Here is a 14,918-nt window from a genome sequence, read left to right as displayed (position 1 = left end):
TCACTGGAAACCGTGCGCGTTCAGCTGCCGCTCCACCAGCGCCTGCAGCTTGGTGATGATGGTGCAGAACAGCAGGTAGACCACAGCCACCTCGCAGTAGATGGGCAGGAAAATGTAGGTGCGGGCTGCCACACGCTGGCCTGCCATGAACAACTCTGCCACCGTGATGTTGGAGGCCAGAGAGGTGTCCTTGATCATGCTGATGAGGGAGTTGGACAGGGAGGGTACAGCGGTGCGCAGGGCCTGCGGCAGAACGATGCGGCGCATGATCTGCCACCAGGTCATGCCCACGCAGGAACCGGCCTCCAGCTGGCCCTGGGGCACGCTTTCCAGCGCGCCGCGCATGGTCTCGGCGCAGTAGGCACCCTCGTTGAAGGCAAAGGCGATGACGGCTGCCGGAAAAGCATCCAGCATGATGCCCAGGCTGGGCAGGCCGTAGAAGATGATGAACAGCTGCACCAGCAGCGGCGTGCCCCGGATGACCCAGATGTAGAACCGGGCAATCTGACGCAGCACCGGAACATTGGCGTACTGCACCAGCGCAACAGCCACTGCAATGACCATGGCAAGGCTGAAGGAGATCAGGGTCAGGGGAATGGTCATGGTCAGGCCTGCCGTCAGGATGCGGGGCAGGGCCTCCCACAGCACGCTGACCGTGCGGTTGGTAAGAAGTGCTTCAAACATGTTTTTCTTCCTTATTGACAAAAAGCGGCGGAATATTTTCAGGATACACCTTGAACGATGGTTCAGGTCAAGAGCATATCCTACAATTCCTACCAAAATACTATAGCATGAAATGGAGACAAGTGCAATCCATTGGCGAAAATCTTTCACTCTGGCCAAAAACAAAAGAAAACACGGATTAACTTTGTGCAGACTGGCAAGGAGTTGACGCGGTACGATGTTTCGTGTAAAATGGAATCAGACAGGCCCCGTGCAGGAAGCGCGGGGAACAGGCCGGGCACACAAGCAGCCCGGCGCATACGGAGGACAAAACACAATGAAGCATAAAATTGGTATTCTGGGTGCAGGCACCTGGGGCATGGCTCTGGCGCGGATGCTGACGGTGAGCGGCAATGACGTGACCGTGTGGTCGGCGCTGGAACAGGAGATCGACAACCTTTCCACCACCCGGGTCCACCCCAATCTGCCCGGCATGACCATTCCGGCAGAGATGAAGTTCACCAAGAGCGTGGAAGAGGTGTGCACGGACAAGGAGATCCTGCTGTTCGCGGTGCCGTCGGTGTTCGTGCGCTCTACCGCAGCCAAGGCTCGGCCCTTTGTGCCGGACGGTCAGATCATTGTGGACGTTGCCAAGGGCATTGAAAAGGATACCCTGTTCACCATGACGGAGATCCTGGCCGATGAGCTGGGCAAAGAGGGCGGCCCCAAGGGGGTGCGTCTGGTGGCCCTGAGCGGCCCCACCCACGCTGAGGAGGTGGCGATCGACCTGCCCACCACCATCGTTTCGGCCAGCAAGGATATGGAAGCGGCCAGATTTGTGCAGACGGTGTTCACCAACAACGTCATGCGTGTGTACACCAATGAGGACATCAAGGGCGTGGAGCTCAGCGGTGCCATGAAGAATGTCATTGCGCTGGGCGTGGGCATCTCCACCGGCCTGGGCTATGGCGACAACGCCCGCGCCGCCCTCATCACCCGCGGCATTGCCGAGCTTGCCCGGCTGGGCGTGGCCATGGGCTGCAATGTCCACACCTTTGCCGGTCTGGCCGGCATTGGTGACCTGATCGTGACCGCCACCAGTATGCACAGCCGCAACAACCGGGCCGGCATCCTCATCGGCAAGGGTGAGACCCCGGAGCAGGCCGTGAAGGAGGTCGGTATGGTAGTTGAGGGCATGAACGCCCTGCCTGCCGCGCTGGAACTTGCCGCCAAGTATCAGGTGGAAATGCCCATCGTTCAGACCGTGAACGCCGTTGTGAACAAGGGCATGAGCGCCGCCGAGGCGGTGCGCTCCCTGATGGACCGTGACCCCAAGAACGAGCTGCCCCAGAGTTACGAAAAGTAATATTTTTTTCATCGAGAGGGACGACCCTCTCCGTCATTGCTTCGCAATGCCACCTCTCCCGAGGGGAGAGGTTTGGTGCTGTACTTTACGGCATCAAAAAAGCTCCCCCTTTCGGGGGAGCTGGCAAAGACGCAGGCTTTGATGGAGAGGGTTGTTCCTCTTTCATTTTACTGCTGGGCCTCGATGGCCTTGACGATCTTGTCGGCGATGTACTTGTGGCCGGAGACGGTGGGGTGGCCATCCAGCTCAGTCTGAGCAAAGGGGATGGAAACGTAGGTGGCACCGTAAACATCGGCCAGCTGCTTTTCGTAGTTGTTCAGCTTGCTGAAGTAGTTGCTCCAGCTGGGCAGCAGGGGCACAGGGTTGGTGGCACCGATGATCAGGATCTGGGCATCAGGGTTCAGCTCCTTGACGGTCGCCACGATCTGGCGCAGGTTGCTGCTGCTTTCGGGATAAGCGTTCTCGCAGATCTTGTTCATGCCGGAGAAGAACAGGTTCCAGACGGCATCTTTCTCGCTGCGGGTCAGGCTGAGCTTTTTCAGGCTCTCGTTCAGTGCGTCCTCGGTTTCCTTGCTGCTGCCGCGCAGGTTGCCGCTGAGCACGATGGAAGCCAGGTCCTCACTTTTCCAGTTAGTGGCCTCACCAAAAGAGACCACGGTGGGCACAAAAGCATCATTGGAGCCCAGCTGGATGGAGATAACATCGGCACTTTTGATGTAATCTACAAACTCGGGGTAATTGTACTGGCAGCCGGAGAGGGTGTTCATCTCGGCCATGGTGCCGGTCTTGACCAGCTCCAGCATATCCTTGCTCATCACGCCGGGCAGGCCCAGATTGATGGCATGATCCCGGTCGAGGTTCAGGCTTTTGCCCACCTGACCCACATAGCAGGCCTCGGGGTAACCCTTGAAGTTGAAGGAAACGTCCACGCCCATCAAGTTATGTGCATATTGAACGGTAGTCAGGCCGATACCGGCGCAGATGCTGTCGCCCAGGGCAACATAGGTGATGGAGTTGGGCTCCTTCTCTTCTTCGGTGCTGCTGGAGGTGAAGAAACAGTTCTCCTCCTCTGCAGCGGTCTGTTCAGTGGTCAGAGCGGGGTCTGCGCTCTCTTCCGGGGCGGCTGCAAAGGCCGGAACGCTCAGGACAGAGAACAGCATGGCGGCCGAAAGGGCCAGGCCAATCAGCTTCTTTTTCATGGTGTCGTCACGAATCCTTTCCAATGTGTATTATTCTGCTTAATAATCGCGGGGAGTGATCTCTTCTTCCAGCTTGCGATAATCAAATTTAGCGGCCAGTGTCAGGGGCATTTCGGGGATGATCTTGTACCCCACGGGCTGGACATATTCGGGCAGCTCCTCAATGCAGAGCTGGCGCAGTTCCTTGATGATCTGCTTGCGCTTGGCGGCGGGAACCGCAGGGTCAAGCACCAGATAGACAAAAGGCAGGCGGCCCTGCACATGCTCCTTGTCGGCGCAGCCCACCACAGAGCACTGATGCACGGCGGGATGCTGGCTGACCACATTTTCGATCATGGAGGGGAACACCTTGAAGCCATCGTGGCGGATGATGAGCCGCTTGATCCGGCTGTCCAGATAGACAAAGCCGTCCTCGTCCAGATAGCCGATGTCACCGGTATGCACCCAGACCCGGCCATCTGCATGGGTGCGCAGGATGGCGGCGGTCTCGGCAGGCTTGTTGTAGTAACCCTTCATAACGCCGGGGCCGGAGATGCACAGCTCGCCCCGCTGACCGATGGGCAGCTCCGTGTCGGTGCCCGGCTCAAAGACGGACACCAGCGTGTTGACCAGCGGCAGACCCACGCTGCCGGGCTTGTTGTTCCGACCAGCAGCAGCGGTGGCAGCAGAGGATGCCTCGGTCATGCCGTAGCCCTTGGCGATGGGGAATTCCACGTTGTGAGCGGCCAGGAAGTCGTTGACCGTCTGCTCGGCACCCCGGGCGATGGCATCGCCGCCCGCGGCATAGTTGCGGATGAAGGAGAGATCCTTGTTCTGCAGCTTGGGGTCAACAGCCAGCTGCTGGTAGTGGGAGGGCACGCCGAACATGTGTTCGGGCTTGTACTTCCAGATCAGGCTGCCCAGCTTATTGGAGTCGAGGTTGGGGATGATGACCACCTTGATGCCCAGCGTCAGCGGCAGATGTACACCGCAGGCAAAGCCGTAGGCAATGAAGGGGGGCATGATGTTCAGCAGGGACTGACCCTTGGAAAACAGCGTGTCGCAGGCGGAGAACTGCATGGCAATGCCGTTGAAGTTGTTATCGGTCAGCATCACGCCCTTGGGGGAGCCGGTGGTGCCGCCGGTGTGCACCACCACACAGGCGTGCTCCGGGTCATAGGGTTCTGCGGCAATGCTCTCGTCCTTCCCGGCAGCAAGGAACTGCTTCCAGTGGATGACGTTGGAATGGTACTTGTTCTTGTCGAGATTCTTGACCTTGTAGCCCAGCGCCAGAGGCAGCGGCAGGGAATCGGCCGGGGAGAGCACCACCACATGCTCCACATGGGTGCGCTTGGCAGCCTGATGGCAGCGCTCATACACCACATTCAGGCAGATCAGCAGGTGGGAATCCACCTCTTCAATGTACTCGCGGATGCCCTCCACACTGTAACGGGGATCCACCAGGTTCAGAGTCGCGCCGATCATGTCGGCGGCATAGAACGCAAAGATGATCTCCGGGGTCATCACGCTGACCACCGTGGCGATATCGCCCTTTTTCAGGCCCGCGGCCCGCAGGGCTGCTGCCGTCTTTTTGACATTGACGATAAAATCAGCGTAGGTGAACTTGCGGCCATAGTATTCCAGTGCGGTCTCGCCCAGCCGGTTCTTGTTCTGCCGGCAGACGAGCTCAAACGCCGTGCAGGCGGGCATGGTCTGGTCAATGTACTTCTGATCGTAGAATTTCAGCCAGGGACGTGCCTGGGAAGCATAGATCGGGGTGTTGGATGTTGTCATAAATTGTCCTTTGTCCTTTGAGCAGTCACTGCACCCGCAGCCGGGGCAGCCGGATTCAACAGGGTCTTAAATTTCGTCCGTTTGTTAAAAACAACACAATACGTACAAGAGCTATTGTAGTAGAGCAGGGTGGAAATGTCAAGAAACAAAGGGCGAACTTTGCCAAAAAACGCAAGAGAAAGTTTACATTTCAGCCAGCCAGTCTTTGGCCTCCTGCTCGCTGCAGAGCACCCAGTGGCTGGGGCGCAGCTCCCGCCACTGGGGGGCCTCCTGCGTGTAATCATGCATGGCGGGGTCGTAGACCAGCAGCTTTTTCTTCCGCTCCAGCCTGGGGTTGGGCATGGGGATGGCAGAGAGCAGGCTGCGGGTGTAGGGGTGGATGGCATGGGTCACCAGCTCCTCCGCATCGGCCAGCTCCACGATATCGCCCTTGTGGATGACGGCGATGCGGTCCGAAATGTACCGCATGACCGAGAGGTCGTGGGCGATGAACAGGTAGGTGATGCCGCGCTCCTTCTGCAGATGGCGCAGCAGGTTGAGCACCTGGGCGCGGATGGACATATCCAGAGCCGAGATGGGCTCGTCGGCAATGATGAACTCAGGCTCCACGATCAGGGCGCGGGCAATGCCGATGCGCTGGCGCTGGCCGCCGGAGAACTCATGCGGGAAACGGGAGGCGAATTCAGGCAGCAGGCCCACATCCAGCAGTGCCTGCCGGACCTTCTCTTCCCGCTGGGCGGCGGTCAGGTCGGGCCGGACATTCTGCAGGCCCTCGCCCACGATGTAGCTGACCTTGGCACGCTCGTTCAGGGAGGACTGCGGGTCCTGGAAGATCATCTGGATCTCCTTGATGACCTGCTGGTCCAGCTGGCGGGAGATCTTGCCGTTGATCTTCTGGCCCTTGTACAGGACCTCGCCGCCCGAGGTGGGCAGGATGCGCATGATGGCGCGGCCGATGGTGGTCTTGCCGGAGCCGGATTCGCCCACCAGACCAAAGGTCTCACCCTTGTAAATTTCAAAGTTGGCACGGTTCACGGCCTTGAAGGCCTTGCGGCCGGAGCCGTAGGTCACCTCGAGGTCCTTGACCTCAAGCAGGACCTGCCGGGGCGAAGCCTCTCCATCTTGCTGGCGCAAGACCGTTTTTTCGCTCGAACACTCCGCTGGGGTGTTCGCTGCTTCGCAAACGCGAACGTCACGATTTTCAGGCATCCTGCATCCCCTCCGCTTTCAACAGTTTGACGGCGGCAGGCGGTTCCACCTTGGGGGCCCGGGGATCCAGCAGCCAGGTCTTGGCCTTGTGGGTGGGGCTGACCGTAAAGTAGGGCGGGCGCTTGACAAAGTCGATCTTCAGCGCCTGGGGGTTGCGGGGGGCAAAGGCATCGCCGTGGATCTCGGTGAACAGATTCGGGGGTGTACCCTGAATGTTGAACAGATCCTCGCCCTTGATGCCCATCTGGGGCATACTGGACAGCAGCGCCCAGGTGTAGGGATGGCGGGGGTCGTAGTAGATCTCATCGGAGGTGCCGATCTCCACGATGTCACCTGCGTACATGACGGCCACCCGGTCGGCGATGTTGGCCACCACGCCCAGATCGTGGGTGATGAGGACGATGGTCAGGTTGTACTTGACCTGCATCTCCTTGAGCAGCTGCAGGATCTGTGCCTGAATGGTTACATCCAGTGCAGTGGTGGGCTCGTCGCAGATCAGGATCTGCGGGTTGCAGGCCACCGCAATGGCAATGACGACGCGCTGGCGCATACCGCCCGAAAACTCGTGGGGATACTGCGCAAAGCGCACCTCGGGGTCAGCAATGCCCACGTCCCGCAGGTATTCAAGGGTCTTTTCCCGGGCGGCCTTGCCCTTGAGATGCTGGTGCAGCTCCACGGCTTCCATGATCTGGTCGCCGATGGTCTTCAGGGGGTTCAGGCTGGTCATGGGGTCCTGCATGATCATGGCGATCTCATGGCCCCGGACCTTCAGCCAGTCCTTCTCCTTTTTCAGGTCGGAAAGGCGGATGGGCTTGCCGTCATCGGCACCGTAATAATCAATGGTGCCCGAGGTGATGGAGCCGTTGGCATCCAGCAGGCCCATGAAGCTCTTGGTGAACACGCTCTTGCCGGAGCCGGATTCGCCCACGATGGCAAGGACTTCGCCGTGGTAGATGTCCAGGTCGATGCCGCGGATGGCATGCAGCACCTTGCCGCGCAGGTTGAATTTGATGTTGAGGTCCTTTACAGAAAGGATGAGCTGATTTTTTTCCATCTTCTGTCCCTCCTTACTGCAGGTGGTTCTTCGGGTCGGCAGCATCCGAGAAGGCGTTGCCGATGAGGTAGAACGCAATGGTGACAAAGCTCAGGATGATGGTGGGGTAGAGCAGCTGGTACCGCAGGCCCGCCTGCATCATCACCTTGCGGCCGTCGTTGATCAGGTTGCCCAGAGAGGGCGTTTCCACAGAAAGGCCCAGGCCGATATAGGTGATGAACACCTCGCTGCCGATGGCGGCAGGGATGGTCAGGGCCATGCGCAGCATGATGACCGATACCAGATAGGGCAGCAGGTTGCGCAGCACGATGCGGCGGATGGGGGTGCCGATGCAGCGGGAAGCCACGTTGTAATCACGGTCGCGGATGATCAGGATCTGGTTGCGGATAAAGCGCGCCATGGCGATCCAGCCCGTGATGGACATGCCCAGGATCAGGGTCTGGATGCTGGGGGATGCGACATAGGAGATCAGGATCAGGATGATGGTGGAGGGGATGTTATCGCAGATGTTGTACAGCTCGGTGAAGAAGAAATCGAGCTGGCGGACATAGCCCCAGAGCACGCCCACCGTGATGCCCACCACGGCCTCGATGAGGGCCACGAAGAAGGCGATGGTCAGACTGGTGCGTGCGCCGGCCCAGATGCGGGCCCACAGGTCCTGGCCGATGGCGTTGGAACCCCAGATAAAGCCCTCTTCCCCGGGGGCGATATTGCGGAACTGGATACCGGTGGTAGAGTCTACCTGACAGAGATTGGGATCTGCCTGACCGGGCAGATAGGGCTGCAAAAAGGCAAAGCCCACCACGAACACCAGTGCAATGAGCAGGGCCACGGCGATCTTATTCTTGAAGAAAGCACGGAAGGTGCTGCCCCAATAGCTGTAATTGGAGTAGGAGGTGGCCTCGGCACGCTCATCGCTGAACCCGGCGGGGGTGAACAACTCGTCCTCGGGCAGGTCGGCCCAAGCGGCGGGGCCGTCTTTCTGCAGCTTGTTCAGGTCGTTTTCCAGAACAGCTGCCTTGTGATCTTTCATGTGGAACAGCATTATCGGCCACCTTCTTTCTTGCCAAAGTTGATGCGGGGATCGATGAGCACCATGAGCAGATCGCCCAGGATCAGGCCGATGATGCCCACGCAGGCGTACAGCAGCACGATGCCCTGCACCATGGTGTTGTCGTGGCGCTGGACGCAGGTGACCAGCAGGCCGCCCATGCCGGGGATGGAATACAGGCTCTCGATGTAGATGGAGCCGACCACAGTGTTCAGGAAGGCAGAGGGAATATACTGCACCAGCGGCACCATGGCGTTGCGGAAGATGTGGCGCAGGGCGATGTTGCTCTCGCTCACACCCTTGGCCAGTGCCAGCCGGACGTAATCCTTGTTGCTCTCGTCCACCATGTAGCGGCGCAGCCACATGGCGTAGAATGCCACGTTGCCCAGGCTCATGGAGCAGACCGGCAGCACCCAGTACCGCCAGTCGGAGGCATCAAACAACAGACCTACGCCCAGGGCGGTGGTGCCGTACATCTGAATATAAAGGTAATACACGGCGGCAGGCACAGCCTGAATGAGCACGATGATGGCGGTGCCGATCTTATCCGGCCAGCGGTTCTTGAACCGGCCCATCAGCAGGCCCATGGGAATGCCGATGACCAGGCTCAGCAGCATGGCGAACACGCCCATCTGGATGGAGATGGGCAGCTTTTTGGCCAGGATGCCGGTGACCGAGGCATTTACCTTATAAATATGGCTCACGCCCAGGTCGCCGTGGAGGGCATTCCACCAGAAGCGGCCGATCTGCACCGGCAGCGGGTCCAGCAGGCCCATGGACTGCAGGCCCGCCTGGATCTGGGCCTCGGTCATTTTTTCGTAGTTTGCAAAGTAGCCTTCCACCGGCATCAGCCGCAGCAGGCAGAACACGAGCGTTACAATGACGAACAGCGTCAGGATGGAACGCCCGATGCGTTTTGACAGATATTTCAGCATATCTGTGCGCACCCCTCTTTCGTTTGTGGTTCCTCCGCGGACAGTGGTCCTGAACAGCGGATAGGAATAGAATACATCAAAATTGCACTTTTGGAAAGTGATTTACCCGGATTTTGAAAAATGTTTTTGTAAAAGCAGGGTAAAGTGAACGTTTTTCTTACAAAAACAACCCTCTCCGCCGGGTTGACGGAGAGGGATAAAAGTTTTTATAAACCTCTGCGCTTCAAAATCTCATCCAGAATGGCATCGGCCACATCGGCCTTGCTCATCAGGGGCAGCTCCCGGGTGCCGTCGGGGGTGATGAAGGTGACCACGTTGGTGTCCACCCCAAAACCGGCTCCGGCGACCTTCAGGTTGTTGGCCACCACCATGTCCAGATTCTTCCGGGTCAGCTTGGCCGTGGAGTTTTCCACCATATCCCGGGTCTCCATGGAAAAACCGCAGAGGAACTGGTGGGTCTTTTTCGGGCCGATGGTGCCCAGAATGTCGGCGGTGCGCTCCACAGGGATGGAGAGGTCGCCGTCCTTTTTCTTGATCTTGTCACTTGCCACCGTCACGGGGCGGTAGTCTGCCACGGCGGCAGCCATCACCAGCACGTCCATCTCCTCAAAGCGGCTGGTCACGGCATCGTACATATCCTGCGCCGTGGTAATGGGAACATCGGTGGTAAAGCGGACCGGCGGCAGGTCGGTGTGGCCGTGGATGAGGGTGACCTCTGCTCCCCGCATGGCGGCGGCCCGGGCGATGGCATAGCCCATCTTGCCGGTAGAGTGGTTGGTCAGGTAGCGCACGGGGTCCAGCGGCTCCTGCGTGGGCCCGGCGGTCACAGCGATGCGGACACCGGCCAGATCCTTGGGCCGGGCGATGGTGTGCAGGATATACTCGATGAGCACATCCTCCTTGGGCAGGCGGCCGCTGCCCACATCCTTGCAGGCCAGCATCCCGCTCTCAGAGGGGATGACCGTGAAGCCGTAGTGCTCCAGCGTTCTGAGGTTGTCCTGCGTGATGGGGTTTTCCAGCATCCCGGTGTTCATGGCCGGGCTGACCAGCTTGGGGCATCTGGCCGCAAGCACCACGGTGGTGAGCATATCATCGGCAATGCCGTGGGCCATTTTGGCAATGACATTGGCCGTGGCCGGTGCCACCAGAACGACATCCGCCTTTTTGGCCAGCGAGATGTGGGTGACCTCGAACTTGAAATCGCGGTCGAAGGTATCCACCATGCATTTGTGGCCGGTCAGCGTTTCAAAGACGAGAGGGGTGATGAAATGGGTGGCGTTCTCGGTCATAATGACCTCCACGTCTGCCCCCAGCTTTTTGAGTGCGCTGGCCACATTTGCCATTTTATAGGCGGCAATGCCGCCGGTAACGCCCAAAAGGACGCATTTGCCCTGCAGATCCATCCAAAAAACCTCCTGTTTTGCGGGTTTGCCTCTTTAGTATAATCCAAAATCACCGCCAGCACAACAAAATCTTTCGGTTGGGTCTTGTATCCAGCGCAAAAATGCGGTAAAATAGCTTGACTTAGAATAAAACCTCTCCGTCAAGGTCTGCGTCTTTGCAGCCGCTCCTGCCGGGAGAGGCAAGCCACCCGGCTCCTCTGGCAGGGGAGCCGGAGCAAAGCGCCTGAGAGGTTTTGCAGGAAAGGTAAAATATGATCTTAGCCATTGATATAGGCAACACCACCGTCGCCCTGGGCGGCATCAAGGACGGACGTGTATGCTTTGTGGCCCACATGGATACGGTGCGCACCCGTACCGCCGCGGAATACCGCATTGAAATGGAAAAGGTGTTTGCTCACCGCCGCCACCCGGAAAAGCCCATCCGGTTCGAGGGCGCGGTGCTGACCAGCGTAGTGCCCCAGATCACCGGGGCACTGGCTGAGTGCGCCCGCTATTACACCGGCAAAAAGCCGGTCATCGTTTCGCCGGAGATCCGCACAGGCCTGACCATGGGGGTGCCTGACCCCCATGCCGTGGGCAAGGACCGGCTGGTGGATGCCGCTTACGCTGCGGCGAACTTCCCGCTGCCGGTCATCACCGTGGATCTGGGCACTGCCACTACATTTAATGTTGTGGATGAGAACCGGGTATTCCGGGGCGGTGTGATCTGCCCGGGGCTTTCCACCGGCCTGCGGGCTCTGGGGGAGCGCTGTGCCCAGCTGCCGCAGGTGCGGCTGAGCTCCCCCAAAGCAGCCATTGGTGTGAACACTGAGAGCTGTATGCTTTCGGGCTCTGTGCTGGGCACGGCAGTCCTGCTGGACGGCATCACCCAGCGCATTGAGGAAGAGCTGGGCCGCCCGGCCACCCTGGTGGTCACGGGCGGGCTGGCAAAGTATGTCACGCCGCTCTGCCGCCATCCGCTGACCTACGACCCGGAGCTGCTGCTGAAGGGGCTGGCACTGCTGTACCAGATGAATGCTCCTCAGCCGCACTATGCCGCCGGTGGCAGGCGGCGGAACCCGAACAACAATTTCCGCCGGGGCCGCCGTCCCCGCTCCCAGCGCCGGGAACGCCGCGAGGAGAAGAACAAAAACGGCTGACGACGAAACAGGATGGAGAGAACAATGAAACTAGGGATCCTGGGCACGGGGATGATCGTGCGGGAGTTTCTGCCCTGGCTGGCAGGGCCGGACTGCCCCTTTACGGTGCAGGCGCTCTGCAGCACCCAGCGCAGTGCGCCGGTGGCCGCCGAGATGTGCGAACAGTACGGCATTCCCCAGCACACCACGAACTATTTTGAATTATTGCAGTGGGTGGACGTGATCTATCTGGCCGTGCCCAACCTGCAGCATTACCGCTATGCCAAGGTGGCGCTGGAAGCGGGGAAGCATGTCATTGTGGAAAAGCCCATGGCCTGCACCGCTGCCCAGACCGAGGAGCTGGCGGCGTTGGCCCGCCGCAAAAAGGTGTTCCTGTTTGAGGCCATGACCACCCAGTACCTCGAAAACTACAACAAGATCCGGGAGCTGCTGCCCCGCATTGGCAGGGTGAAGCTGGTGCAGTGCAATTTCAGCCAGTATTCCAGCCGCTACGATGCCTTCTGTGCCGGGGAAACGCCGGTCTCCTTTGACCCGGAGTGTGCGGGCGGTGCCCTGATGGATCTGAACGTCTACAACATCAGCTATATCGTGGGCCTGTTCGGTGAGCCGAACCAGGTGCACTACCTGGCCAACATGGAGCGCGGCATCGACACCAGTGGTATCCTGACCATGGAGTACAACAGCTTCAAGGCAGTCAGCATGGCCGCCAAGGACTGCGGTGCGCCTGCCCGGTATGTCATCCAGGGCACAAAGGGCTATATCCTGCAGAAATCCACGGCCAACTGGTGCGGTGGCGTGACCTTCCACCCCAATCAGGGCAAGGAAGAGCACTTCAACCTGAACGGCGGCAGACCCCGGCAGGCGGCGGAGTTCCACGCCTTTGCCAGGGCCATCGAGGGCGGTGACCAGGAGCTGTGCAGCCGGATGCTGGATACCTCCGTGGCCGTCAGCCGTGTGCTGACCGTGGCCCGGCGGAGCGCCGACATCAAATTTCCCTGTGATAAATAAGGTGGGCTTGCCCGCTTATTTATAGATTCCCTGACAGAAAAAACCAGATTTGCGCCGTATCCGACGTATAGGGCGGAACGGCAGCAGGAGGAAAACTGAATTATGAAAAACAACGATCTTCGCACTCTCACCCGACTGGCACTGCTGGTCGCCATCGAGCTTGTAATGAAGGCCATCGGCCTGGGCAGTGTGCCCATGGGCCCGCTTTACATGAGCTTCCTGACCCTGCCCATTGCGGTGGGTGCCATCACCATGGGCCCTGTGGCCGGTGCTGTGCTGGGCGGCGTGTTCGGCGCGGTGAGCTTCTATGATGCCATTACCGGTGCTTCCGCTATGACCGGCGCTCTGTTCCAGGTCAGCCCTGTCAACACCTTTATCCTCTGCGTGGGCATGCGTGTGCTGATGGGCGTGTGTGTGGGCCTGATCTTCAACGGCCTGAGCAAGCTGGATAAGAGCCGCACCTGGAGCTATATCGTCAGCGCCATGTGCGCTCCGGCCCTGAACACTCTGTTCTTCATGGGCTATATCGTGCTGGCGTTCTACAACTGCGACTATGTCCAGAACCTGGTGTCCGTTAAGGGCGCTGCCAACCCCCTGATGTTCGTTGTGCTGCTGGTTGGTGTCCAGGGCGTGGCTGAGTTCCTCGTCTCCGGCATCCTGGGCGGCATCGTGGCCCGCGCCGTGCATAAGTTCCTGAAGTAAGACCCCGCGTTCCGCGTCAGGGAAGAGCGTATGGGTTTGTAACATTGTAAAACAAAAGACCAGAACTGAACTGCCACTTGGCAGAACAGCTCTGGTCTTTTTCTGTGCGGTGAAAAACAGAAACACAGCCTTTACAGAGGCAGCTTGCCGCCGACCTTGTTGACGACATAGTAGGCGGCCTCTTCCTCAGGCTTGACGTAGATCTTGCAGGACTGCACGCCCACCTTGTGGGTCAGGCGGTAATCGGCCTTGGCGCGGTCCACAAGATCGGTGATGTTATACTGCTTGCCGGCAAATTCAACGTAGATCTCAGGGGAAAGCGGGGGACGGCCCTTGTGGGCGGTCTTTTCCGTTTTGGGGGCTTTCTCCGTTTTGACAGCGGACTTTGCGGTCTTGCGTGCGGGCTTTGCCTCGGCTGCGGGAGCTTCTGCAGCGGCAGGAACGACAGGCTTTTTCACTGACATGGATTCTACCTTCTTTCTCATATAGTTTTGCGTGTGGGAATAATACCGGAATGCACCGGTAGAAAAACTTTGCATCAAACAGCAGCATATAACTATATAATAGTTTTTTGCGGCGCATTTGTAAAGAGGTTTTGTGAAAAAAGGTTCGTTTTCAGGCAGGAAATGCTTTTTTGTTTCTGGAAAAGTTACTGGGTGCACAGTCCCTCGGCCCGTGTGACGATGGACAGCAGCAGTTCAGCATCCCAGTCCTCTGCCAGCACAAATAGATCATCGCAGATCTCCTTCTGGATTTGTGCCGTCGTTTTTTGTCCGGCAAGGACGCAGACCGCAGAAAGCAGTCGAACTTTCAGGGCACAAATTTCTGCGGGTGCGCCCCACAAACGGGCAAGGTCATAATTGCTGGTGTTTCCGCAGGGCATGGCACAGGCAGCGCAGTTGGGAGCCACCCGGTGCTTCTCGGCTTCAACGATGTCAGTCAGCCGGAGCAGCGCGCTCTCGGCGGCCTTGGGGTCAGCCGCCAGCCGCAGACCGGCAGCCAGTATGCGGTCAGTGTCCTCCGTTTTGGGTTCATTGACCGTGGAGCGCGCCAGCCCCACCAGCGCGCCCAGCAGAGTGTCCCGCTGACGCTGTGCAGCGGTAACGGGAGCAGAAAACGTGTGATTCATAGGAACCTCCAGGCTCTTTTTTTGCTGTAAGGATACCACGGAATCCCCGGAAAGGGAAGGCGAAAAATTCTTTTTTCTGCAAAAGGGAATAGCGTCTTGATTTTGGACGGAAAATCCGCTATAATAATACCGTTCTACATACGCCGGTGTGTCGGAATGGCAGACGAGGGGGACTCAAAATCCCTTGTGCTAATAACACGTGTGGGTTCGACCCCCACCACCGGCATTGAAAAGTAGCTTAGAATCGTAAGATTTTAGGCTGCTTTTCTTTTTTATCCCCCGCATCC

Annotated in this window: 14 protein-coding genes and 1 tRNA gene; 5 read left to right on the top strand and 10 right to left on the bottom strand. The window is 58.7% G+C overall.

Annotated features, from left to right (window positions below; all coding sequences use genetic code 11):
• Complete coding sequence (locus tag MTP42_RS11355) at nucleotides 1–684, bottom strand: amino acid ABC transporter permease (protein WP_005931789.1); 684 nt, start codon at nucleotides 682–684, stop codon at nucleotides 1–3.
• Nucleotides 685–1,000: 316 nt separating this feature from the next.
• Here MTP42_RS11355 and MTP42_RS11350 point away from each other — a divergent pair, with 316 nt between their 5' ends.
• On the top strand, nucleotides 1,001–2,029 hold the full coding sequence (locus tag MTP42_RS11350) for an NAD(P)H-dependent glycerol-3-phosphate dehydrogenase (protein ID WP_097773420.1): 1,029 nt from the start codon (nucleotides 1,001–1,003) through the stop codon (nucleotides 2,027–2,029).
• A gap of 167 nt (nucleotides 2,030–2,196) precedes the next feature.
• Here the strand turns inward: MTP42_RS11350 and MTP42_RS11345 are convergent, their stop codons facing one another.
• From MTP42_RS11345 to coaBC, 7 genes are all read right to left on the bottom strand, one after another.
• A complete protein-coding gene (locus MTP42_RS11345) occupies nucleotides 2,197–3,252 on the bottom strand; it encodes an SGNH/GDSL hydrolase family protein (protein ID WP_249257348.1) in 1,056 nt (351 codons plus the stop codon).
• A 15-nt stretch (nucleotides 3,253–3,267) separates the two neighbouring features.
• Nucleotides 3,268–5,001 carry a class I adenylate-forming enzyme family protein gene (locus MTP42_RS11340; protein WP_154277060.1) on the bottom strand — a complete coding sequence of 578 codons (1,734 nt, stop codon included), beginning with the start codon at nucleotides 4,999–5,001 and terminating at the stop codon, nucleotides 3,268–3,270.
• A gap of 183 nt (nucleotides 5,002–5,184) precedes the next feature.
• The gene (locus tag MTP42_RS11335; RefSeq protein ID WP_243138802.1) at nucleotides 5,185–6,210 is read right to left on the bottom strand and encodes an ATP-binding cassette domain-containing protein; all 1,026 of its coding nucleotides are present in this window, start codon (nucleotides 6,208–6,210) and stop codon (nucleotides 5,185–5,187) included.
• Nucleotides 6,203–7,264 carry an ABC transporter ATP-binding protein gene (locus tag MTP42_RS11330; protein ID WP_249257347.1) on the bottom strand — a complete coding sequence of 354 codons (1,062 nt, stop codon included), beginning with the start codon at nucleotides 7,262–7,264 and terminating at the stop codon, nucleotides 6,203–6,205. The genes MTP42_RS11335 and MTP42_RS11330 overlap by 8 nt, the downstream gene beginning before the upstream one ends.
• A gap of 13 nt (nucleotides 7,265–7,277) precedes the next feature.
• The gene (locus tag MTP42_RS11325; RefSeq protein WP_442899437.1) at nucleotides 7,278–8,297 is read right to left on the bottom strand and encodes an ABC transporter permease; all 1,020 of its coding nucleotides are present in this window, start codon (nucleotides 8,295–8,297) and stop codon (nucleotides 7,278–7,280) included.
• Nucleotides 8,298–8,308: 11 nt separating this feature from the next.
• On the bottom strand, nucleotides 8,309–9,250 hold the full coding sequence (locus MTP42_RS11320) for an ABC transporter permease (RefSeq protein ID WP_227611838.1): 942 nt from the start codon (nucleotides 9,248–9,250) through the stop codon (nucleotides 8,309–8,311).
• 206 nt (nucleotides 9,251–9,456) lie between these two features.
• Nucleotides 9,457–10,653: a bifunctional phosphopantothenoylcysteine decarboxylase/phosphopantothenate--cysteine ligase CoaBC gene (gene coaBC / locus MTP42_RS11315; protein ID WP_227611839.1), complete on the bottom strand. Its 1,197-nt coding sequence runs from the start codon at nucleotides 10,651–10,653 to the stop codon at nucleotides 9,457–9,459.
• Between the two features lie 251 nt (nucleotides 10,654–10,904).
• Between coaBC and MTP42_RS11310 the strand changes: the two genes are divergently transcribed.
• The 3 genes from MTP42_RS11310 (at nucleotide 10,905) to MTP42_RS11300 (ending at nucleotide 13,502) form a co-directional block, all read left to right on the top strand.
• Nucleotides 10,905–11,792 (top strand): type III pantothenate kinase, encoded by an 888-nt coding sequence (locus tag MTP42_RS11310; RefSeq protein ID WP_005931758.1) that lies wholly within the window; start codon nucleotides 10,905–10,907, stop codon nucleotides 11,790–11,792.
• A gap of 24 nt (nucleotides 11,793–11,816) precedes the next feature.
• On the top strand, nucleotides 11,817–12,800 hold the full coding sequence (locus tag MTP42_RS11305) for a Gfo/Idh/MocA family protein (protein WP_249257346.1): 984 nt from the start codon (nucleotides 11,817–11,819) through the stop codon (nucleotides 12,798–12,800).
• Between the two features lie 102 nt (nucleotides 12,801–12,902).
• Nucleotides 12,903–13,502, top strand: coding sequence for an ECF transporter S component (locus MTP42_RS11300; protein ID WP_005931752.1), 600 nt, complete (start codon nucleotides 12,903–12,905; stop codon nucleotides 13,500–13,502).
• Between the two features lie 131 nt (nucleotides 13,503–13,633).
• On the opposite strand, the gene MTP42_RS11295 is transcribed toward MTP42_RS11300, so the two are convergent.
• Both MTP42_RS11295 and MTP42_RS11290 read right to left on the bottom strand, forming a co-directional pair.
• Nucleotides 13,634–13,966, bottom strand: a complete 333-nt coding sequence (locus MTP42_RS11295) for a DUF6465 family protein (protein WP_035393739.1) — start codon at nucleotides 13,964–13,966, stop codon at nucleotides 13,634–13,636.
• A 185-nt stretch (nucleotides 13,967–14,151) separates the two neighbouring features.
• Nucleotides 14,152–14,631 carry a hypothetical protein gene (locus tag MTP42_RS11290; protein WP_249257345.1) on the bottom strand — a complete coding sequence of 160 codons (480 nt, stop codon included), beginning with the start codon at nucleotides 14,629–14,631 and terminating at the stop codon, nucleotides 14,152–14,154.
• A 142-nt stretch (nucleotides 14,632–14,773) separates the two neighbouring features.
• Here MTP42_RS11290 and MTP42_RS11285 point away from each other — a divergent pair.
• Nucleotides 14,774–14,857 (top strand) — tRNA-Leu (locus tag MTP42_RS11285).
• Nucleotides 14,858–14,918 lie beyond the last annotated feature (61 nt).

The organism is Faecalibacterium sp. I2-3-92, from assembly GCF_023347315.1.
In the GTDB taxonomy this organism is placed as follows: Bacteria; Bacillota; Clostridia; order Oscillospirales; family Ruminococcaceae; genus Faecalibacterium; species Faecalibacterium duncaniae.
This window is presented reverse-complemented; position numbering and strand designations above follow the sequence as displayed.

Bases quoted from the DNA above. Each gene is read 5' to 3' on its own strand.
- MTP42_RS11355 (WP_005931789.1), bottom strand. From the start codon at position 684: ATGTTTGAAGCACTTCTTACCAACCGCACGGTCAGCGTGCTGTGGGAG.
- MTP42_RS11350 (WP_097773420.1), top strand. From the start codon at position 1,001: ATGAAGCATAAAATTGGTATTCTGGGTGCAGGCACCTGGGGCATGGCT.
- MTP42_RS11340 (WP_154277060.1), bottom strand. From the start codon at position 5,001: ATGACAACATCCAACACCCCGATCTATGCTTCCCAGGCACGTCCCTGG.
- MTP42_RS11335 (WP_243138802.1), bottom strand. From the start codon at position 6,210: ATGCCTGAAAATCGTGACGTTCGCGTTTGCGAAGCAGCGAACACCCCA.
- MTP42_RS11330 (WP_249257347.1), bottom strand. From the start codon at position 7,264: ATGGAAAAAAATCAGCTCATCCTTTCTGTAAAGGACCTCAACATCAAA.
- MTP42_RS11325 (WP_442899437.1), bottom strand. From the start codon at position 8,297: ATGAAAGATCACAAGGCAGCTGTTCTGGAAAACGACCTGAACAAGCTG.
- MTP42_RS11320 (WP_227611838.1), bottom strand. From the start codon at position 9,250: ATGCTGAAATATCTGTCAAAACGCATCGGGCGTTCCATCCTGACGCTG.
- coaBC (WP_227611839.1), bottom strand. From the start codon at position 10,653: ATGGATCTGCAGGGCAAATGCGTCCTTTTGGGCGTTACCGGCGGCATT.
- MTP42_RS11310 (WP_005931758.1), top strand. From the start codon at position 10,905: ATGATCTTAGCCATTGATATAGGCAACACCACCGTCGCCCTGGGCGGC.
- MTP42_RS11305 (WP_249257346.1), top strand. From the start codon at position 11,817: ATGAAACTAGGGATCCTGGGCACGGGGATGATCGTGCGGGAGTTTCTG.
- MTP42_RS11300 (WP_005931752.1), top strand. From the start codon at position 12,903: ATGAAAAACAACGATCTTCGCACTCTCACCCGACTGGCACTGCTGGTC.
- MTP42_RS11295 (WP_035393739.1), bottom strand. From the start codon at position 13,966: ATGTCAGTGAAAAAGCCTGTCGTTCCTGCCGCTGCAGAAGCTCCCGCA.
- MTP42_RS11290 (WP_249257345.1), bottom strand. From the start codon at position 14,631: ATGAATCACACGTTTTCTGCTCCCGTTACCGCTGCACAGCGTCAGCGG.